Origin of the sequence: Dorea sp. MB18-49, assembly GCF_023669465.1 — a bacterium.
GTDB classification, from domain to species: domain Bacteria; phylum Bacillota; class Clostridia; order Lachnospirales; family Lachnospiraceae; genus Dorea_A; species Dorea_A longicatena.
The window spans coordinates 1-20,591 of the sequence record NZ_JAMOYX010000040.1 but is presented as its reverse complement, the minus strand read 5'-3'; the positions used below and the strand labels follow the sequence as shown (position 1 = coordinate 20,591).

The 20,591-nt window shown below is 41.8% G+C and carries 14 protein-coding genes, 1 riboswitch and 1 other annotated feature (1 of these 16 running past the window's edge); of the genes, 4 read left to right on the top strand and 10 right to left on the bottom strand.

What is annotated here, in order from left to right; genetic code table 11:
- Window positions 1–263 (bottom strand) — a binding site (T-box leader) (it extends 18 nt beyond the left edge of the window).
- 228 nt (window positions 264–491) lie between these two features.
- Both NCY30_RS11370 and NCY30_RS11365 read left to right on the top strand, forming a co-directional pair.
- Window positions 492–914: a hypothetical protein gene (locus NCY30_RS11370; protein ID WP_006426255.1), complete on the top strand. Its 423-nt coding sequence runs from the start codon at window positions 492–494 to the stop codon at window positions 912–914.
- Between the two features lie 100 nt (window positions 915–1,014).
- Window positions 1,015–2,271, top strand: coding sequence for a CapA family protein (locus NCY30_RS11365; RefSeq protein WP_173784625.1), 1,257 nt, complete (start codon window positions 1,015–1,017; stop codon window positions 2,269–2,271).
- 64 nt (window positions 2,272–2,335) lie between these two features.
- Here NCY30_RS11365 and NCY30_RS11360 read toward each other — a convergent pair whose 3' ends face one another.
- The 5 genes from NCY30_RS11360 to NCY30_RS11340 form a co-directional block, all read right to left on the bottom strand.
- Window positions 2,336–3,274 carry an AEC family transporter gene (locus NCY30_RS11360; RefSeq protein WP_055181198.1) on the bottom strand — a complete coding sequence of 313 codons (939 nt, stop codon included), beginning with the start codon at window positions 3,272–3,274 and terminating at the stop codon, window positions 2,336–2,338.
- Between the two features lie 44 nt (window positions 3,275–3,318).
- A complete protein-coding gene (locus tag NCY30_RS11355; RefSeq protein ID WP_006426258.1) occupies window positions 3,319–4,980 on the bottom strand; it encodes a CvpA family protein in 1,662 nt (553 codons plus the stop codon).
- Window positions 4,981–5,051: 71 nt separating this feature from the next.
- On the bottom strand, window positions 5,052–6,497 hold the full coding sequence (locus NCY30_RS11350) for a TrkH family potassium uptake protein (protein ID WP_055181201.1): 1,446 nt from the start codon (window positions 6,495–6,497) through the stop codon (window positions 5,052–5,054).
- Window positions 6,498–6,514: 17 nt separating this feature from the next.
- Complete coding sequence (trkA, locus tag NCY30_RS11345; RefSeq protein WP_006426260.1) at window positions 6,515–7,870, bottom strand: Trk system potassium transporter TrkA; 1,356 nt, start codon at window positions 7,868–7,870, stop codon at window positions 6,515–6,517.
- Between the two features lie 142 nt (window positions 7,871–8,012).
- Window positions 8,013–10,088, bottom strand: a complete 2,076-nt coding sequence (locus NCY30_RS11340) for an elongation factor G (protein ID WP_055194776.1) — start codon at window positions 10,086–10,088, stop codon at window positions 8,013–8,015.
- Between the two features lie 293 nt (window positions 10,089–10,381).
- Between NCY30_RS11340 and NCY30_RS11335 the strand changes: the two genes are divergently transcribed.
- The gene (locus tag NCY30_RS11335) at window positions 10,382–11,476 is read left to right on the top strand and encodes a prephenate dehydrogenase (RefSeq protein ID WP_006426262.1); all 1,095 of its coding nucleotides are present in this window, start codon (window positions 10,382–10,384) and stop codon (window positions 11,474–11,476) included.
- The gene (aroA, locus tag NCY30_RS11330; RefSeq protein WP_022415579.1) at window positions 11,466–12,767 is read left to right on the top strand and encodes a 3-phosphoshikimate 1-carboxyvinyltransferase; all 1,302 of its coding nucleotides are present in this window, start codon (window positions 11,466–11,468) and stop codon (window positions 12,765–12,767) included. Before NCY30_RS11335 ends, aroA begins: the two co-directional genes overlap by 11 nt.
- Window positions 12,768–13,187: 420 nt before the next feature.
- Here the strand turns inward: aroA and NCY30_RS11325 are convergent, their stop codons facing one another.
- From NCY30_RS11325 to NCY30_RS11305, 5 genes are all read right to left on the bottom strand, one after another.
- Complete coding sequence (locus tag NCY30_RS11325) at window positions 13,188–14,288, bottom strand: ABC transporter ATP-binding protein (protein ID WP_022415731.1); 1,101 nt, start codon at window positions 14,286–14,288, stop codon at window positions 13,188–13,190.
- 3 nt (window positions 14,289–14,291) lie between these two features.
- On the bottom strand, window positions 14,292–15,305 hold the full coding sequence (locus NCY30_RS11320; protein WP_237998410.1) for a FecCD family ABC transporter permease: 1,014 nt from the start codon (window positions 15,303–15,305) through the stop codon (window positions 14,292–14,294).
- Window positions 15,306–15,442: 137 nt separating this feature from the next.
- Entirely contained in the window at window positions 15,443–16,648 is a 1,206-nt protein-coding gene (locus tag NCY30_RS11315; protein WP_055194809.1) for an ABC transporter substrate-binding protein, read from the bottom strand.
- Window positions 16,649–16,739: 91 nt separating this feature from the next.
- On the bottom strand, window positions 16,740–19,793 hold the full coding sequence (locus tag NCY30_RS11310; protein ID WP_250818751.1) for a hypothetical protein: 3,054 nt from the start codon (window positions 19,791–19,793) through the stop codon (window positions 16,740–16,742).
- A 142-nt stretch (window positions 19,794–19,935) separates the two neighbouring features.
- Window positions 19,936–20,134: riboswitch (cobalamin riboswitch) on the bottom strand.
- A 47-nt stretch (window positions 20,135–20,181) separates the two neighbouring features.
- Window positions 20,182–20,445 (bottom strand): HPr family phosphocarrier protein, encoded by a 264-nt coding sequence (locus NCY30_RS11305; protein WP_022416241.1) that lies wholly within the window; start codon window positions 20,443–20,445, stop codon window positions 20,182–20,184.
- Window positions 20,446–20,591: the final 146 nt, after the last annotated feature.

Sequence of the window (20,591 nt, the reverse complement as noted above, 5' to 3'; positions counted from 1 at the left end):
TCATATTCCGTGGTACCACTCTTTTTCACCCGACATCATCTGTCAGATGCACTCATTGATCTTCTGTAACGGGAAGTTCCCGCTTCTGCCTATGTTATCATGATTCCGGATAAATACCTTGTATCCCGTATCTTCTCTATCCACATGATCTGTTCAGCAAAAGAACTCTGAGGCGAGTTGGGAGTCTTCGTCTGCTGCCTTGCACCAACCGACAGTTCTCTTGATAACGCTGGACTCTTAATACTCCTCTTCTGCGCTTTTTTCAATATTCTTCATTATTATATGAAGAATGTTAAAATAAGTCAAGGCCTGTCTTTAAGAAAGTGTATAAATCCACTGTGCCTTCTGCTTTCAGCAACATTTTATCCAAAAAAATTGTCAGAAAATTCATTTTTTTGGTTGTTATTGCCAGTTCCATAGTGTATAATAAGGATAAGTAATTACTACTGATGCAGATCAGTAAATATGATACATAAAGGAGAGTGTTTACCATGGTTTATTTATTAGCAGGTCCTAAAGGAACAGGAAAAACACAGCAGATGATCGAGCAGGCTAACGAGGCTGCAAAAAAATGTAATGGAAACGTCGTATTCATCAAAAAAACTCACCGCGACACAGCAAGTGTAACTTTTGATATCCGTACTATCTGTATGGATGATTTTCCGGCAATCACCAATATTGACGAATATATTGGATTTTTATATGGTATGTACAGTTCTAATCATGATATCGAATGTGTATTTATTGACGGAATCTTAAAACATGCCGATATCTCACTGGATAATATTCCAGCATTTATCGACCGCCTGAAACAGGTTTCCAAAGAATGTGAAGTTGAATTCTATGTCAGCATCAGTGCAAGCAAAGAAGATCTTGCTGACGTAAATATGGAAGGATGCAAATATCTGAACTAATCCTTTCTGAATAGAAAGATCTGACAGTCCATTTCTACAATGGACTGTCGTTTTTGTTGTCTGAAATACTGATAGTATTTTAAAATACAGGAGAAAAAGTATGAGCGGAATCAAAGATGCAAAAAAGAAGAGAGCCCGAAGGAGACGTAAGCGACAGATACAACGTATCTTATTAATCATTGCCATGGTATTGATCCTGATTGGATTTATATTCCTGGTCCGAGCTGCCATCCGCACTGTTGTAAATAAATTCACCGTCCCTGCAGTTACAACTTCGGCAAATAAAACAGCCGGTACCAAAAGCACTGCCGGAAAACATAAAACCAAAAAGAAATCTGCTTCAAAAAAGAAGACTTCGACCAAAAACACTTCCCCAAAGGCAGATTCTTCAAAAAGAGCTGTTCAATTAGAAACCGTAACCATCAGTAAAAAAAATAAAAAAAATCCAGACAAGGTTTCTCTTACTATCAGTTCCACCGGAGACTGTACATTGGGAACCGATGAAAATTTCAGTTATTCTACCAGCCTGAATGCTTATTACGAATCATACGGTGCCGACTATTTCTTCCAGAACGTCAGATCCATTTTCCAAAAAGATGATCTGTCTATCGTCAATATGGAAGGAACCCTGACAGATGAAACTGCCCGGGAGGCCAAAACCTTTGCCTTCAAAGCACCTGCCAAATATGCTGCAATCCTTTCCGGAAGCTCCATCGAAGCGGCCAATCTCGCTAATAACCACAGTCATGACTATGGGAAGAAGAGCTACACCGATACAATCTCCGCACTGGACGATGCCGGAATTGCTTCCTTTGGTTATAACCGGGTGAAGATCTTCAAAGTAAAAGGAATCAAAGTCGGTGTTACCGGAATCTATGAGCTTGCGGATCACCAAAAACGTGCATCGCAGGTAAAAAAGAATATCAAAGCATTGAAAAAAGCCGGTGCTCAGATTATCATCGTAAATTTCCATTGGGGAATTGAAAAGCAATATACACCGGACGAGAACCAGAAGGCTCTTGCACATCTCGCCATTGATGAAGGTGCAGACCTTGTAATCGGACACCACCCACATGTGCTCGAGGGCATTGAAAAATACAACGGAAAATACATCTGCTACAGCCTTGGCAATTTCTGCTTTGGCGGCAATTCTACACCTGGCGATACGGATAGCATGATCATACAGCAGACATTCACATTCCATAAAGGGAAATTAAAGAAAAGCAGCAAATTAAATATCATTCCCTGCTCCATCACTTCTTCCAGCGGTTACAACGATTACTGCCCGGTTCCACTTACCGGAGATGAGAAGCAACGGGTACTGGATAAAATTTCACAATACAGTGAAGAACTATAACTCTGCAAAAAAACTCTGCAATATGTTTCATACATATTGCAGAGCTTTTATCTGTCTTACTCTATTATAATGCAATCAGCATTTCATAACTCAGCACCATCACAGGCATCGTTATAATACAGAATATCACCGACATTACATTAATCACACTCGCATATCTGGAATCCTTTCCATAAATCTGTGCAAGCTGTGTGATCATTGCTGCCGCCGGAGCTGACGTTGCAATCAGAACAATCATCAGAATATATTCCGCATCCGGATGAATTCCACTCCGTTCCAATCCGGCGAAGGCAACAACCGCAATCAGCGGGAATACGATCAGCCTGAGCAGGCAGATCAGGTACGGACGCTTTTGACGGAATACCCATTTCAGATCCACATCTCCGATCACCATACCAATTACCATCATACTCGCCGGACTGATCATATCTCCAAAACCACTGACACAACTGTCAACAACCGTTGGAAGCCGGATCTCCAGCGCAAAAAGCGCAATTCCTATGATCATCGCGATCACATTCGGATTACACAGGATTTTCCTGATATTCAGCTCCTTTTCCTGTCCGATCAGTTTCACACCATGCGTCCACATCAGTACCGTCTGTACCAGGATAAATGCAGTCGTATAAAAAACCCATTCTTCTCCCAGAACAGCTCCCACCAGTGGAATCACAAGATACCCTGCATTTGTATAAATGATAGATGCTTTTTCAATACTGTTAAAGTGGAATATGAATGATAAAATTTCCGATCCGATGATCAGAACCATATGCACTACCACTGACAGTCCGATTGCGATCATCAGCCCCTTAATCTTATCATCTGTCAATTCAATCTGAAACGAATGAACAACGACACACGGATTACAGATATACACAACCATATTTGAAATGATCCGGCTGTCCTCTGTTTTAAAAAGACCAGCCCTGACCACTCCGAATCCCACTGCCATCGTAAGAAACATAGCCAAAATCTGCTCCGCAAGAAGTATACTAATTTCCATTATCCTCTCTCATTTCCTGCATCATTTCTATATGATGAATCTTGTTACTCCTGTGTACCTGTTTCCTTCTCTATCTTATCAGAAGAAGTTTTATCTTTTGCTTTTTCACCGATGTCAAGTTTGGTAACCGTATTGACATCTTTATCTTCTTTGTAAGTGACTGTCACCTGTTCTCCAAGTTCACACTTTATTACATCAATAATATCTGCTACTGACACATCATAAATCGCATCAGAATCTTCCAACATCAGATAATAATGTGAATTTCCATCCAGAACCGCCTGCGCAATCTTTGTAATTTTTCCGGATATTTCTTCTTCCTTACGCGTGTCCTTTTCTTTTTCCTTCACACCATTTTTCAGAAGAAGTTCGTTATAATTCTCCTGACACTGGCTGACACTGTCCCCGATTGCAACGATCTGATATTTCTGAACATTTACCATGGCATATTTTTTAACCAGACCGGCATCGTCTTTTAATGCAACAAAATATGTCGGCTCACCCGCAATGTTCAAAAGTAATGGAAATGTTGCCTGGTATTTCAGGTTCTGCACCTGTCCTTCTGCGGATGACATTGCAGAAGATTCTGTTGCACCTTCTACTTTATAATATTTCGTCTCCATTGTACGCTGATTTGCCAGAACAAATCCAACATTTGACTGATCTCCGTTTACAGAAGTAACTCCGGTATACATCCACACATCATCATTTAATGCCAGATAGTTATAACCGTCCGTTGTCTCCAGACAGTCTTTCTGACTCAGCACACTGTTAAAGAATCCGTGTTTTAATTTTCCATAATAATCAAATAAATTTACTAATAAGTCTGCGGAATATACACGGTCTACCCACTGTGGAACATTTCCGACATCATATGTCTTTGTTTTTCCCGTCACAGCATTACAGATTACTACTTTTCCTACTGTTTCACCACCAAATAATCCAATGTTGAATTTCTTTACCGGTGCGATCCAATATGGATCTCCATTTTCATCAATCTCAAAGCTCAGCTCTCCATAAATATATGTCGGATGTGCGAAACGTAAATGACGATAAATATTACGGTTGAAATGATCACTCGTTGTATATTTCATACCCTGTTTCAATTTGACAAGCTCCGTAGACTGATTCGCCATATTAATCCGGATATAAGACGGAATTCCTTCACTCTGGTTGGTAAACCATTTGATCAGGCTCGCGTATTTCAGCGGAGTCACACGGACCGGATTGCCCTTATAGTTGATCTGGCTGTAGATATCATCCGCCTCAAACTGTGATACCATGTCCACCATGCTTCCCATCTTACGGTCACCGAGAAGTGCTGCCGTATCCTTATCCAGAAGCGGGATCTTGTCAAATGACAGTTCATCTACATCCTTTGTAAATTCACCCTCTTTAACTGTCATAAGCTTCTGATACTTTTTGGCATTAATAACCGGAGAAGAAAACAGTGTTCCCAACAGATATACAACTCCTAGAAACACTATCACTCCAAGAAATCCTTTTACTACTTTACTTTCTCTGACTTCATATCTGTTCAATTTCTTTCTTCCCAGATACAGAACAGCCAGGATCACCAGAAAGATCATGATAAAAAACCATGTCTCCGATGAATGAATGTTGATCGCCGGTATTGCCGCATAGTAATAGATACCTGCAAGGATTACAACAAATACCGTGATTATTGCTTTCGTTTTACCTTTCATAATTCTCTCCTCTCATACAGTGATACTTTGGTATAGAAAATCAGGCGGCTTCCTAAGTGCCACCTGTTATTCTAAAATTTTCTGCGCCATGCCGGTGCCGTAAACAGCACTAGGAACGGGAATATCTCCAAACGTCCTGCCAGCATGTCAAAACATAATACTAATTTTGATAATATAGAAAAATCAGCAAAATTACCCATCGGTCCAACCTTTGCCATACCCGGTCCGACATTGCCAAGTGTTGTAAGGACCGCACTGAATGTCGTCTCAAAATCAAAATTATCCAGTGATACCAACATGACCGATACGATCAAAATTCCGACATATGCTATAAAATAAATGTAAATCGTACGCAGAATATCGGAACCGACTTTCTTACCGCCGATCCGGATGATTCCGACTGATTTCGGGTGTGCAAGCTGTACGATCTCTCTTTTTATACATTTGATTCCCACCAGAAGACGGGATACCTTAATACCACCTCCGGTTGAAGAAGCACACGCTCCCACGACCGTCAGCATCATAAGTATTGATTTTGAGAACATCGGCCATTTTGCAAAATCCGTTGTCGCATATCCGGTTGTTGTGATAACCGTCACGACCTGGAATATTGCATAGCGGAACGCCTTGATCATACTCGGGAACATCGAATGGATATTCAGTGTGATCAACGCTGTTGCTCCGACGATCAGCATAATATACGTACGCAGTTCCTCATTCTTTCTGACTGACTTAAAATCACCTAACAACATAAAATAAAATAACGAAAAATTCACTCCGAATAATGCACAGAATGTTGTGATCACTCCATCAATATAAGCACTGTGGAAATGTGCAACACTGTCTGCATAATTCGAGAATCCACCTGTTCCTGCGGATCCAAAAGAAAAGATCATACTGTCAAACAGATTCACTCCACCCAGCATCAGAAAAATGATCTCTACAACCGTCATGATCAGATACATACCATATAAGATACGCGCTGTAGACATTGCTTTCGGAACGAGTTTGTCCTTCTCCGGCCCCGGAACCTCTGCACGCATCAGGTACATTGAGTTCTTTTTATCTAATGATGTAAGCACCAGTACAAACACCAGCACTCCCATTCCTCCGATCCAGTGAGTCAGACTCCGCCAGAACAACAGACACTGCGGAAGCGCTTCTACATCTCTTAAAATACTGGAACCTGTCGTTGTGAATCCGGAAACCGTCTCAAAAAACGCATCCATGTAGTTTGGTATAAAGCCTGATATCGTAAAAGGCATTGCGCCAAACAAAGACCATAAAATCCATGCAAGTGCAACGATTACCATACCTTCTTTTCCGTAAATATGACTTTGCTCCGGCTTTTTTACACCTGCCAGAAAAAACAGTAACAATAATATCCCCGCAGGTATCAGAAATGCAATACCACTCATTTCCTGATATAATGCCGCTACGATTACCGGGATCATAAGAAGCACTGCCTCAACTCCCAGCATTCTGCAAAGGATATATCTTATCATTTTTGTATTCATAACCTTTGTCTATCTCCTTATTCCAGTATGTCGCTGAATTTATCAATATGATCCATTGTTACGACCACTACACTGTCACCGACTTCCAGATGATCCTCACCATTTGGAATAATAATACGCCTTTTTCTTCCTATGCAGGCGATCAGATTATTCTTCTTTGTCCGCAGTTCACGAAGCGGTACATTCGTGAAACTGCATTCGCATTTGATAATGAATTCCAATGCTTCCACTTTTCCACCCAGGAGCTGATACAGAGATTCTACGTTCACATTGCTCGCAGATTCATTTCTCGCTCTGACATAACTCATAATTGCATCTGCCGTTGCACTTTTTGCCGACACGATCGAATCAATTCCAAGCCCTTCTACCATCTGCGCTCTGGAATCCTCATTGACCTTTGCGACAATCTTATTGACTCCCTGCAGTTTTGCAAAGAGTGCCATAATAATATTCTCTTCGTCCATACCGGTAAGTGCGATCAATGCGTCCGCTTCATGGATTCCTTCTTCCATAAGAAGATCATGATTGGCTGCATCTCCGTGAATAACCGTTGCCTTCGGCAAAAGTTCACATAATTCCTCGCATCTTTTCATATTCTGCTCAATGATCTTCACCTGCATGCCTACCTGCAAAAGCTGCATTGCAAGATAAAAACATACATGTCCTCCACCACAGATCAGTACCTTTTTCACTTTTGCATTTCTGTGTCCCAGTGCACGGAAAAATGACTTCAGATCCTGATGCGCTGCAACGATATGCATTTTATCGCCTTTTTCCAGAATAAACTCTCCATCCGGGATATAGATTTTCTGACCTCTTTTTACTGCACATACCAAAATTTTAATCTGGAATTTCCGATATACTTCTGCAAGAGAAAGTCCTGCAAGTGCACTGTCTTCTCTTACAATGAATTCTACCAGTTCCACACGTCCCTTCATGAACGTCTCTACTTTACTCGTCTCCGGGAAAAGCAATACCCTGGCAATCTCATTTGCCGCTGTTCTTTCCGGATTGACTGCCATACTCAGATGCAGATCTTCTTTCAACAGATCGATCTGTCGATAATAGATCGGATTTCGTACACGTGCAATCGTATGTCTGGCGCCTAATCTCTTGGCCAGCAGACAACTTAACATATTCAATTCATCTGTCGATGCACATGCGATCACCAGATCTGCATGCGGAACATCTGCCTGTCTCTGAACGTCTACATCTGCTCCATTTCCGGTAATGCAGAAAATATCAAGCTTGTTCACGGCCTCCTTTAATTTTCCCTCATTTTGATCAATCAAAACCACATCATAATTTTCTTCGGACAGCTGGGTTGTCAATTTATGACCAACCTTTCCGTCCCCAATAATCACAATTTTCATTCCCTGACCTCACAATTATCCACTTTGTATCTTTATTATTATCCGGATACCTGTATTTTTAACACAAGAGATTATAGCATCTTTGTATTAAGAAAAAAAGCCCTTACGGGCTTTTCTTCTATTTATACATTTTCTTAGCAGTTTATTCTTCTTTTGCACGTTTACTGATCTCTGCTTCCTGCACATCTGACGGTGCCTGCTCGTAGCGGCTGAATTCGTAAGAATATACTCCTCTTCCACCTGTCATAGAGCGAAGCACTGTACAATAACCAAAGAGTCCTGTCATCGGAATATCTGCCACGATCTCCTGTTTTCCACCGGAAACAGGATTCATTCCAAGTACACGTCCTCTGCGTTTGTTCAGATCTCCCATAACATCACCTGTGTAATCATCCGGAACTGTTACTGTAAGAGATGCGATTGGTTCCAGAAGTACCGGGGAAGCTTCCATGAATCCTTTCTTGAATGCCTGGATCGTAGCCGTCTTGAATGCCATTTCGGAAGAATCTACCGGATGATAAGATCCATCATATAATACAGCTTTTACTCCAACTACCGGATATCCTGCAAGAGGTCCTTTTACAACTGCTTCCTGCAGACCTTTTTCTACTGCCGGGAAGTAATTCTTCGGAACGGCTCCACCTACCACTTCTTCTTCAAATACATAAGGTGTCTCAAGATCACCAGATGCTTCAAATCTCATCTTTACATGTCCGTACTGTCCATGTCCTCCTGATTGTTTCTTGTATTTGGAATCGACATCGGATTTCTTCTTGATCGTCTCACGGAAAGCCACCTTTGGTGTCTCCAGTTTGATCTCACATTTATAACGTGTTGCAAGTTTACTTGCTGTAATCTCCAGATGCTGGTCTCCCATACCATAAAGCAGTGTCTGACGGTTCTCACTGTCATTGACTGTTTTCAATGTCACATCTTCTGCCATCATCTTCTGCAGTGCCTGAGATACTTTATCCTCATCACCTTTATTGTTGCAGATATATTTCATATATGTATATGGTTTGGAATATTCTGTCTTTCCATACATAACAGGCGTATTCTTCGTAGACAGTGTATCACCGGTCTTTGTATTCGCAAGCTTGGCAATTGCTCCGATATCTCCTGCAAATAATTCGCTGACTTCTGTCGGCTTGTTACCTACCATTGTATATATCTTTCCAAGTTTTGCCTCTGCATCAGAATCTCCGTTATATAATGTATCATCCCCTTTTAATACACCGGAGCATACTTTGATAAATGAATACTTTCCGATAAATGGGTCTACCATCGTCTTAAATACATATGCTGATTTCGCTTTTGAGAAATCATAATTACCTTCAAAAATCTCATTGGTCTTGCGGTTGATTCCTGCACAGCTTCTATTATCAGGACTTGGGAAAAATCTTACGATATCGGAAAGTAAGTTTGCAACTCCCTGTGCCTGAATATTAGATCCCATAGCAACCGGTACGATATCTCCGTCCATAACTTCGGTACGCATTGCAGAACGAATCTCTTCTACTGAGAACTCATCTCCATCAAAGTATCTTTCCATAAATGCTTCACTTGTCTCTGCAACTGCTTCCAGTAACTTATCACGATAAATCTCCAGATTTGGTTTACAATATTCCGGAATCTCACATTCTTCTCTCTGTCCGACACCTGTGTAACGTCTTGCCGCATTCTTGATAACGTTCACATATCCTACCAGTTTTTCATTCTCACGGATCGGCTGGAAATGAGGTGCGATCACCTTTCCATAACGATCTGTAAGGTCCTGTACCACCTGACGGAAACTTGCGTCGTCTACATCCATCTCCGTTACATATATCATTCTTGGAAGTTTGTACTTGTCACAAAGTTCCCATGCTTTCTCTGTACCGACTTCAACTCCTGCTTTACCGGATACAACAATAACAGCTGCATCAGCGGCACTTACAGCTTCTTCGACTTCTCCGACAAAGTCGAAATATCCCGGTGTATCCAGAATATTGATCTTGGCTTTCTCCCATTCAATCGGGATTAAGCTTGTACTGATTGAAAATTCACGTTTCTGCTCTTCTTTATCAAAATCACTGATCGTGTTACCATCCGTAATCTTTCCCATACGGTTTGTCGCTCCTGACACATATGCCATGGCCTCTGCAAGACTGGTCTTTCCGCTTCCACCGTGTCCTAAGAGAACCACGTTCCTGATTTCGTCCGTTCTGTAAACTTTCATATAGCTGCCTCCTTATTTTGGTAAAATCTCATGTAGATATTGTACTAAACTTTCTGTTTTTTTACAACACTTTTATACACTTTAACCATATTATTTTTGTATTTATTTTCAAATAAATGTGAATTTTCACTTATTTCAGAATTTTCTTTGCAATTTTATACTGCAGATTGTCTATTTTCTCGTTTTACCCCATTCACTTTTTCACTTTAAAGTATTATAGTATTGACAAATCCTCTTACAACACGTTACAATATGAACTGAGTTTCTAGATCAAAGCACAAGGAGGAAACATCATGAAACACAAAATTGGTTTTATCGGGCTCGGACTGATCGGTGGTTCTATTGCAAAGGCCATCCGCCAGTATTATCCCGATTATGAGATTGTGGCTTTCGACAAAAACAAAGAATCCCTTGCACTTGCAACCCAGGAATCTATGATCGATGTTGCCGCAACTACCATTGACAATAATTTTCAAAATTGTAACTATATATTCTTATGCGCACCGGTCGCATATAATACCGCCTATCTGAAACAGCTGACGGAATATCTGAATGATGACTGCATCCTCACAGATGTCGGAAGTGTAAAGACGAACATCCACGAAGAAGTGCAGAATCTCGGTATTGGGAAGTATTTCATCGGGGGACATCCGATGGCCGGATCCGAGAAAAGCGGTTACAGTAATTCCAAAGCTATGCTGATTGAAAATGCATACTATATTCTTACTCCGACTCCTCAGGTAGCTGAAGAAAAAGTACAAACTTATGAAAAATTCGTGGAAAGCCTGAAGGCCCTTCCGGTTATTCTGGACTACCAGCTTCATGACCAGATTACAGGAACCATCAGCCATCTCCCACATATCATTGCTTCTTCACTCGTTAATTTTGTCAAAACACACGATACACATGATGAGATGATGAAAAATCTTGCTGCTGGAGGATTTAAAGATATCACACGTATTGCCTCTTCTTCTCCGATCATGTGGCAGAATATCTGCCTGAAGAACAAGGACAATATTGTAGATATATTAGATCAGTATATAGACTCTCTGGAAGATTTCAAAGAAGCTATCGAACGTGAAGATGATCTGGATCTTTATAACCGGTTTGAATCCTCCAGAAATTATCGTAATTCCATGCCATCTTCTTCGGCCGGACCGATCAAGAAAGCATTTGCCGTATACTGTGACATCATTGATGAAGCCGGTGGGATTGCTGCTATCGCAACCATTCTTGCTTCCAATAATATCAGTATCAAAAACATTGGAATCGTACACAACAGAGAATTTGAAGAAGGGGTTCTGCGTATTGAATTCTACGACGAAGATTCCAGCAAACGCGCCGTAGGATTACTGCAGAAATTCAGGTATATCGTTTATGAGCGTTAGAACAATTGCACCCACAAGGGGATTAAAAGGAGAAGTAACCATACCGGGAGACAAATCCATCTCACATCGTTCCATTATGTTAGGTTCCATTGCGCTTGGAACCACAGAGATCACTCATTTTCTGGAAGGAGCCGACTGTCTTTCCACGATTGACTGTTTCCGTAAAATGGGTGTTGAGATCGAAAGAAAACCATCCAGTATCCTGGTACACGGGAAAGGTCTGCGCGGCCTGACCGCCCCGGCTTCTACTTTAAATGTAGGAAACAGCGGAACTACAACCCGCCTGATCTCCGGAATTTTGTCCGGGCAAAATTTTGCGACTACATTATCCGGCGATGATTCTTTGAACTCCAGACCAATGAAGCGCATTATGACACCACTTAACACCATGGGAGCACATATCAGAAGTCTCAACGACAACGGATGCGCCCCGCTTCACATAAGACCTGGTGCTCTGCATGGTATTCATTACCAGTCACCGGTTGCCTCTGCCCAGGTAAAATCGGCAGTTCTGTTAGCCGGACTTTATGCAGACAGTCCTACTTCTGTTACAGAACCTGCTCTTTCCCGTAATCATACGGAACTTATGCTTCAGGGATTCGGCGCATACGTTGCCACAGATCTTCATACAGACGGAACTGCCACTGCACATGTAGAACCATGCAAAGAACTTTACGGACAACAGATCTGTGTTCCTGGCGATATCTCTTCTGCTGCTTACTTTATTGCGGCCGCACTGTTAGTTCCTGGTTCCGAGCTTCTTGTTAAAAATGTAGGAACCAACTTCACACGTGCCGGTTTCTTAAAAGTCTGCAAAGCCATGGGAGCCGATATCGAAACCGTCAGCCAGACAATCGAGGGCGGCGAAAGCCGTGCTGATCTTCTTGTCCGCTACAGCCACTTAAAAGGAACTGTAATCGAGGGTGATATCATCCCGACTCTGATCGACGAGATTCCGATGATCGCAATTATGGCAGCCTTTGCAGATGGTCAGACAGTCATCAGAGATGCAGCTGAGTTAAAGGTAAAAGAAACGAACCGAATCGATACTGTCACTGCAGGATTAAAAGCGATGGGAGCTGTTATTACACCAACCGATGACGGCATGATCATTGAAGGTACCGGACATTTAAATGGTGCTTCTATTCAAAGCTACCTTGATCACCGGATCGCAATGGCATTCTCGGTTGCGGGACTTGCATCTGACGGTGAAACGCAGATAGTGGATAGTCAGTGCGTGGATGTGTCTTATCCGGAGTTTTATGCGACGTTGAATTCGGTTTCTATTTAATTAATTCATCATCGTGACCTCTCAGTCCATGAGAAAGACTTGGTGTTATGTTTGTTGCTGAATGTCACGATGTAGATGTTCTAAGGCAGTCCGCCTTCCCTAAGAACAAAAGGGCCTCCGCTCAAAACTCGGCATTCGCCTCAAACACTTCGCTCCGTCCCTTTAACGGGAAGGCAAACTACCTAAGAACATCTACACATCGCGCCAAAATACGCATCAAACATAACACCAAGTCTTTCTCATGTCGTGATAGGCCAATGATAATGAATTCAATAGAGGGCTGTAACCTTTGTGTGTAACTGGAAAGTTATAGTGAATGCCTTAATTTTCCAACTTTTCCGATAGATACACTTCCGGCATCACAACGGTTACAATTCCCGGTATTTAATTATTCAGGACCGGGGGAAGCCGCCATGATGATTAAATAGAAACCAACATCCTTCTCTCCTCCGCAATCCGAAGCAGTTCCCCCATCTTTTGGTTCATACTTCCAACTTTCACTCCCGCATTGATTACCTTTCCACATTTTTCCATGATCTTTAATGCCTTCTGGTAAGTCTCATCGGATATCGGTTCATATGGCTCTTCGCTGATGATCCCGGATGCCAGCAGCCGTGCCAGCTGATAGTCGCTCTCGCCCGGATAGAGGATTCCGGCGGCAAATGGAATCCCGGCTTTCTGAAGTTTTCTGTAGACCGGGATTCCTGTTTTACCGGAAGATAATACCAGAACTTCCGGTTCTCCTTCCGGCTTTGGAAGTTCCACACTTCCGAATATCGGATCGTAATAACCATTGTCGATTTCATAAAGATCACGAATTGTTGCTTCCGTGAATATTTCTTCCGGATCACCAAATTCGGCAATCCGGTCGCCTTTGACACAGATAACCTGATCCGATATTTTTTGCGCCAGATCAATCTCATGCAGAGACATAATTACAGTAATTCCGTTCTCTTTTGCCATCTTTCTTAAGATTGCCAGCAGTTCCAGTTTATGACGGATATCCAGATAAGAGGTCGGCTCATCCAGGATCATCACTTCCGGTTCCTGACAGATAGCCCGGGCAAGCAGCACCCGCTGCCTCTGTCCGTCACTGATTTCCTGAAAATTACGGATTCCAAGTTCCTGTGCATGTACCGCCTCTAATGCCTCATCCACCTTTCTCTCATCTTCCCTTGACAAGATTCCAAGTCTTCCGGTATAAGGATAACGCCCGGTCGCTACAATATCATGACAGGTCATCAATTCTGGTTTCATCCTCTCGGTCAGCATCACGGCCGCCTTAACTGCCATCTCTTTATAAGAAAGTTTACGGATTTCCTCGCTATCTATGTATACTTCCCCGCCAATCAGCTTTAACTGTCTGGTGATGCTTTTTAATATTGTAGATTTTCCCGCTCCATTGGGACCGATCAGTGTCACGATCTCGCCTTTTTTTATTTTCAGATTAATATCGCTTATCAGCGCATTCCCCTGATATCCCACTGCGAGATCTTTCATTTTTATATAATACTCTGTCATCTTCTACCTGCCTTTCTGCCCACGCACCATCATGAAGATTACAACAGGCGCTCCGAATATCGAAGTCACCGTACTGATATTCAATTCCATTGGTGCAAATGCCATTCTCGCGATCAGATCACAGATCATACAGAATACCGCTCCACCAACAAATGTTCCTGGTATCACTACCAAAGGTTTCGATGTACGAAGTGCATGTTTTACCAGATATGGAACCGCTATTCCGACAAATGAGATCGGACCTGCAAATGCAGTTACGCTTGCCGAAAGAATACTGGACAAGAGAATCAGTGCCACCCTGAAAAAGCGGATATTCACTCCCATGCTCTGCGCATAAGCTTCTCCCAGCTGATAAGCACCGATTGGCTTAGACAGGAAAAATGTAAGTACAGTCGTCACACCGATCACGATCACCGCTACCTGTACATTACTCCAGTTCATTCCGGAAAAGCTCCCCTGTGACCATCCATGAAGATTGACAATATCAGAATCCTCTGCAAATGTAACGACAAAATCTGTGATTGCCGAACAAATGTAGCCAATCATGATTCCACCTACCAGAAGTGTGGCCATATGCTTCATTTTCCTGGATAGCAGTAAAATAAAACCGGTGGAGATCAATGCTCCGATAAATGCCGCAACAATCAGTGTATAAGAAGACACAAATGCATAGCGTTCCAAAAAGAATATCATTGCCAGTGCCACCATCATCTTCGCTCCGGACGAAATTCCAAGGACAAACGGTCCCGCGATCGGATTGGAAAAGAAAGTCTGAAGTAAGAATCCAGATAATGACAACGCTCCCCCAAGGATTGCTGCCATCAGAACCCGTGGCAGACGTATCTTCCATATAATATTTGCTTCCGTTCCGCCCTCTCCCCGTCTTGCCAGTATTTTCAGGATCTCTGGCAAGGAGATATGTACATTTCCTGTATTGATATTCAAAACCGTAACAATCAAAAATGCTGCCGTCAATACAGAAAATACCAGAATATATCTGGAACGCCGTTTAAAAATTTCCCTTTGATAAACAGATCCGGCCGTATCCTGCCGATCCGTTTTCTGATTATAAGTGTCTGCCACGTTATATTTCTCCTTTGATGAAAAATCAGGTGAACATTTCCTTTTGCCCACCTGATTCTTATTATACTGTATTATTTTACCCTGTACAAGAATGTCATATCCTTCTCATCTCCATCTGTCAGCATCAGATGAATATCCGTGATCAGATTACCGACTATATCCGTTGCCTGATACAGTGATTTGCCGGTGCACCATACATTACCGTTCTTCACAGCTTTAAAATCCTTAAACAGTTCATTCTTTGCCGTCAGCTCTGCAATACTGTTTATCGGACTGTCAATTGTTGCATTGTAGATCAGATAGTCTGCTTCTTCCGCCTTTGAATAGAATTCTTCCATTGATAATTCTACCGAAGCACTCTTGCTTTCTGTATTCTTAAGATCTGAAAAAATGTATTTTCCTCCGGCAATATCAATCATCTTCGGAATATAATCTTTACTGCTTCTTACGACCACTGTTCCATCTGCATTAACAAAGAAATAAGCAACCGTCTTTCCCGTATTCTTAAAATCTTTCAGGTTTTCGATCACCTTCGTCTGTTTCCCGAAAAATGTATCTGCCACATCCTCTTTATTCAACATTGCCGCATAAGCCTTTATCCATTCTGTTCTGCCAAGCGGATGACTTTCATAGCTGGACCGGTCGATAAATACCGGAATATCCAGATCTTCGATCATTTCCTGTACTTTTGGCGTATGCAGGATCATCGTTGATTCAATTGCAAGATCACAATCCTCATCTACCAGCATCTCATAATCCGGCTCACTGTATTTTCCGGCGAACAATATCCGGCCTTCCTCCATAGCTTTTTTCGCATTATCAATATACCAGTCTGAAGCCTGTGCGCCTGACATCCGGATACTGTCCAGGCCATCCATCGAATCGAACAGTGCCATTGCCGATGTTGCCGCAAGATAAATGTGATCCAGCGGCTGTTTTAATACCACAATATCTTTATCCAGATCTGCCGGTTTCTTCTTCCCTTCCGGAACAATCAGATACTGTCTGTCATCATGCACATCCAGTAATTTATATCCACCTTTATAATAGTAAACATCAAAACCTGTGGCATATTTTAACTGCATCGTCTTCTGATACTTCAGTCCGTCTATCTTCGGAGCTTTCTTTTCTTCTGCCCCGTTTTCTTCTGTCTGCTGTGTTCCGTCTCCTTTGGACACACCCGATTTGCCTGAACTACTGCATCCAGTCAGTGCTCCTGTTACCAGAAGCACTGTACTTGCAAATACACACAACAAGCGATATGTTCTCTTTTTCATTCTTTTCTCCACTTTTTTTCTGATTACATGATATTTTGTCTGCATTCCGATCATTTTATGCGATCCGCATTCTGGTCATCTTATATAACCCTTATTCTGCACTCTGATCTTCACATCCGAGGATTACCTGATAGACTTTTTCCCATTCTTTCTTTGCATCTTTTCCCTTTTCATCTTTTGAACGGTCAACGATCACAGGCATCTCAAGAAGCGTCATCTTCTCGGTCATCTTCTGATAAGCTTTCATTTTCTTTCTGGCAGCTTTCTTACTACTTCCTTTTTTCGGCAGGATACCGGAAGAAAGGAGTGCCAGATCACATTTATTTTTTACCAGTTTCTTATAATTTAATTTGCCGGATTTACCTGTGTAAATGATTTCTTTCTTTTCCATCTTTTCTTTGATAGTCTCATTCTTACACTTCTTTTTCTTTACACCAACTGCCGTCACTTTATCAGTCTGTCCCAGTTTGGCTATCTTGGAAATGATCTTATTGGTTCCTGCATAGATATGATCTGCCGGCTGTCTCACCACGATAACTTCCTTATCAAGTCCTGCAGGAATCTCTGCATTTTCCGGAACGATCAGATATTTTACAACTTTGTTCAGATACAGTGCTGCCTGCTCCTGCTCTGCAGGATTCAGTCCGCTTGTATCCGAAGACTGTTTCCATTTCTTACCGGCTGCTTTTCTTCCCGTCTTTTTGCTCATATCAATTTCCAGAAGTGTGATCCCCTGATCATAATGATAGATTTTGAAATATTTCGCATGCTCGGCTTTTGTCTCTGACTGATATTCCAGGCCGATGATCTCAGGTGCTACTTCATCCAGTTTCTTACTTGCAGCTGCCGTCTTACTGCTGTCACTGCCATTTACACCAATCACGGTAATTTCTTTTCCATTAGCTCTTGTTGATGCATTTGCTTTTGCTGCTTCCGCAATGTATACAAAAATCGTATACTTAATCTCATGTGCTGCAGACATGGCTGTTGTCATACCTACAATCGTATTATTCTTATTCAGTTCCACCGGAATTACAAAGGAAGTGGAGCTTCCTGTTTTGGAACTTGGATAATATACATTTCCATTGGCTTTCACATACTGGTAATGCGTACTGCTGAATGTGATCGTTGCATATGCCTGGCCACCGGTAACTGTTACCTTACTACAGCTGATTCTTACCTTTCCGGTTCCACCTGACCATGAGAAGCTGTCCGGTGTGTATACACCATCTTTTAAGCCTGTAGCACTGTTAACTCTGGCTGTTGATTTGTTCAGATCTGATTCGTATTTTGATTCTTTGTCCGGTTTTCCATTGTTTGTTGTATTATTTCCTGTATTTCCGTTATTGCTTCCTGTACTTCCTGAGTTATTTCCATTGGAAGTATTTCCCGGGTTGTTATTATTTCCGCCCGATGTCAGCGATCCATTGCTTCCGTTATTGCCATTCGAAGCATTTCCATGATTGCTGTCCGCAATCTTAGTCATGCCTTCTGAATGGAATGTCAGTGTTCTGGTATCCCATTTATTACTCTTCGTTGTATGAACGGCAATCGTCATTACCTCATCCAGTTTCTCTACCGGAATCTGAAATGTATACTGCTCTGCAAGAAGCGAATCCGGAAGGATCCAGTTCTTTTCATCATCCGATGCGTTATTTACATCGCCCAGATAGATTCTGTTATAACCCCGACCGCTTAATGTAACTGCCGCCGTCATCTGTCCATTCTTTACAGTCATAACACAATCCGTAACACGGAACATCTTTCCGCCGGCTTCAGCATTCACCTGATAGGTTCCGTCTGCTATGATACGTTTTGCAGAGGCAGATGAAAATATAAGTGTACGGTCATACCATTTATCTTTTTTAATGGAATGTGCCGCAACTGCAATTCCTTTATCCAGACTTTCTACCGGAACTTTGTATATATATTTTCCTGCCTCATCAGCCACATATGAAATGTAGTCTTTTGCTGCAGCTTCTGCCGCATCGGCTGCTGATCCCATATAAAGATAATCATATCCGGTTCCGCTTAATGTGATTACAGCATACATCTTACCTTTTTCAGATGTCAGGATACAATTCGTAACTTTGAACATCTTATTTCCAGTATCCACATCTACCTGATAATTTCCATCTGTCAGGGTTTTATTTTCTGTTTCCGATGCTGTTACCGTTACCTTGCATGTGGCTTTAAGCTCTGTTCCTTCCGCATTATTAATAGACACAGTCACCTCAGCAGTCCCTGCTTTCACTGCGGTCACCTCAGCCTGTGTTCCGGATTTTGCAACGGTTACAATCTTTGGATCAGAAGAAGTCCATGTCATATCCGGTGCTGTCTCAGATGCTGATAATGCCGGTGTGAACTGAGGTGTCAGTTTCTGAACTTCTCCCTCTTTCATGCTGAGTTCAGATCCCTCTTTGAAACTTAATTCCGTAATAACGGTCTGATCCGGTGTGGATGGTGTCGACGGGACTGTATCTTCCGGGATTGCAATATTGATCGTATATGCAATATTTTTTCCACTCATGGAACTGGTATGTGCCATAAAAGTCATTGAACTATTTAAATTAACAGGAATCTCAAATGCAACTCCGGCCTCGCCTTCTCTCGGTTTTGCATGATATATGTTCTGGGTTCCATTCACTTTCACCCATACTTTATCATACTTAGAACTGCTAAAATTTATCCAGGCTGTTGCTTTTCCATTCTTTACGATTACTTTTTGACACTCAATCTTCACCTTGCTTGAACCACCCGAAGTCAGTTTTGCCGAAAAATGATCCGCATCAACACTATATTCTCCGTCTTTCAAAGCACCTGCCATACCGCTGATATCAGTAATGTTCTCAAATATTTCATCTTCGCCGATTGGTTCCGTCTGTGGGGCGGTTCCGTCTTCCTGCGTATTCTGTACCTTTTCAACAGCTACCTGATTTTTCCCGGCTTCTTTTGTGACTTCCTGACTTGTATCTGTCGTCACACTGCTTTCTGTCTGTCCAGCTTCATCATTATCCTGTTTATTCTCACTCAATGTATCTTCTACAGCTGCATTCTGATCTTCCGCATACACTCCCGATACCGGTGCAACTGCCATAGACACAGCCATAAATAAGGCCAAAAATTGCTTGGAATTGTGTTTCATCTTTTACTCTCTCCCTACTACTTTTCTGTCACCAAAAATACCCTTCCACGAAATCATCCGTAAAAGGGTATAAAATGGCCTTGTGAATTTATTATAATTTTCCTCCATTTTTGTACAACCAATTACTCGTGGTCCGGATTTACTTCCATGTACGCTACAGGCAGGTCTCCTGACTCACAGATCCATACATCAGAAGCTTGTCTTCCCGTTATCCAGTGACTTTTTTCTTTTCTGATATTCCCTGCTCACAGTGACGAGTTCGTACAGGACTTGCACCTGTTTCCCTTTTCACCGGCTCTGATCAATCTTATCCAACCGGCACCTGCAGTTTTCATTCTATTCTTTTCACCTTGACTACGATACCACAAGTATCTGTAAAATGCAATTATTAACCCAGATTCTGCTTCTGTACCATATCTTCCGTACGATATTTTTCAAATGTAGAAAGTACCTCTTTCTCATCAGAACCATCTACTACAAAGATCAGCCTCTGATTCAATGTAACTGTCATCATTCCCATAACTGATTTTCCATCAATGATAAGTTTATGTACAGTATCTTCAATCAGAGTATCAGCCTCTACTTTCTGACACATTCTTGAAAATTCTACAAGCTGTTCCGGTGTTTCAAATTTTACATTCATTTTTACCATAATTAAGTCTCTCCTCTCAGGTGTATCCATTATTTTCGTTACAAACACATCTGTTCATAAAAAAATATAAATCAGTATACTACGTTTTTTTCTACAATGTAATATATTTTTTATTTCTTAACATTGTCTTTTCACATGGGATATAT

What these genes read in the sequence shown, in the direction of transcription:
- NCY30_RS11370 (WP_006426255.1), top strand. Translation starts at nt 492, where the DNA reads ATGGTTTATTTATTAGCAGGTCCTAAAGGAACAGGAAAAACACAGCAG.
- NCY30_RS11365 (WP_173784625.1), top strand. Translation starts at nt 1,015, where the DNA reads ATGAGCGGAATCAAAGATGCAAAAAAGAAGAGAGCCCGAAGGAGACGT.
- NCY30_RS11360 (WP_055181198.1), bottom strand. Translation starts at nt 3,274, where the DNA reads ATGGAAATTAGTATACTTCTTGCGGAGCAGATTTTGGCTATGTTTCTT.
- NCY30_RS11355 (WP_006426258.1), bottom strand. Translation starts at nt 4,980, where the DNA reads ATGAAAGGTAAAACGAAAGCAATAATCACGGTATTTGTTGTAATCCTT.
- NCY30_RS11350 (WP_055181201.1), bottom strand. Translation starts at nt 6,497, where the DNA reads ATGAATACAAAAATGATAAGATATATCCTTTGCAGAATGCTGGGAGTT.
- trkA (WP_006426260.1), bottom strand. Translation starts at nt 7,870, where the DNA reads ATGAAAATTGTGATTATTGGGGACGGAAAGGTTGGTCATAAATTGACA.
- NCY30_RS11340 (WP_055194776.1), bottom strand. Translation starts at nt 10,088, where the DNA reads ATGAAAGTTTACAGAACGGACGAAATCAGGAACGTGGTTCTCTTAGGA.
- NCY30_RS11335 (WP_006426262.1), top strand. Translation starts at nt 10,382, where the DNA reads ATGAAACACAAAATTGGTTTTATCGGGCTCGGACTGATCGGTGGTTCT.
- aroA (WP_022415579.1), top strand. Translation starts at nt 11,466, where the DNA reads ATGAGCGTTAGAACAATTGCACCCACAAGGGGATTAAAAGGAGAAGTA.
- NCY30_RS11325 (WP_022415731.1), bottom strand. Translation starts at nt 14,288, where the DNA reads ATGACAGAGTATTATATAAAAATGAAAGATCTCGCAGTGGGATATCAG.
- NCY30_RS11315 (WP_055194809.1), bottom strand. Translation starts at nt 16,648, where the DNA reads ATGAAAAAGAGAACATATCGCTTGTTGTGTGTATTTGCAAGTACAGTG.
- NCY30_RS11310 (WP_250818751.1), bottom strand. Translation starts at nt 19,793, where the DNA reads ATGAAACACAATTCCAAGCAATTTTTGGCCTTATTTATGGCTGTGTCT.
- NCY30_RS11305 (WP_022416241.1), bottom strand. Translation starts at nt 20,445, where the DNA reads ATGGTAAAAATGAATGTAAAATTTGAAACACCGGAACAGCTTGTAGAA.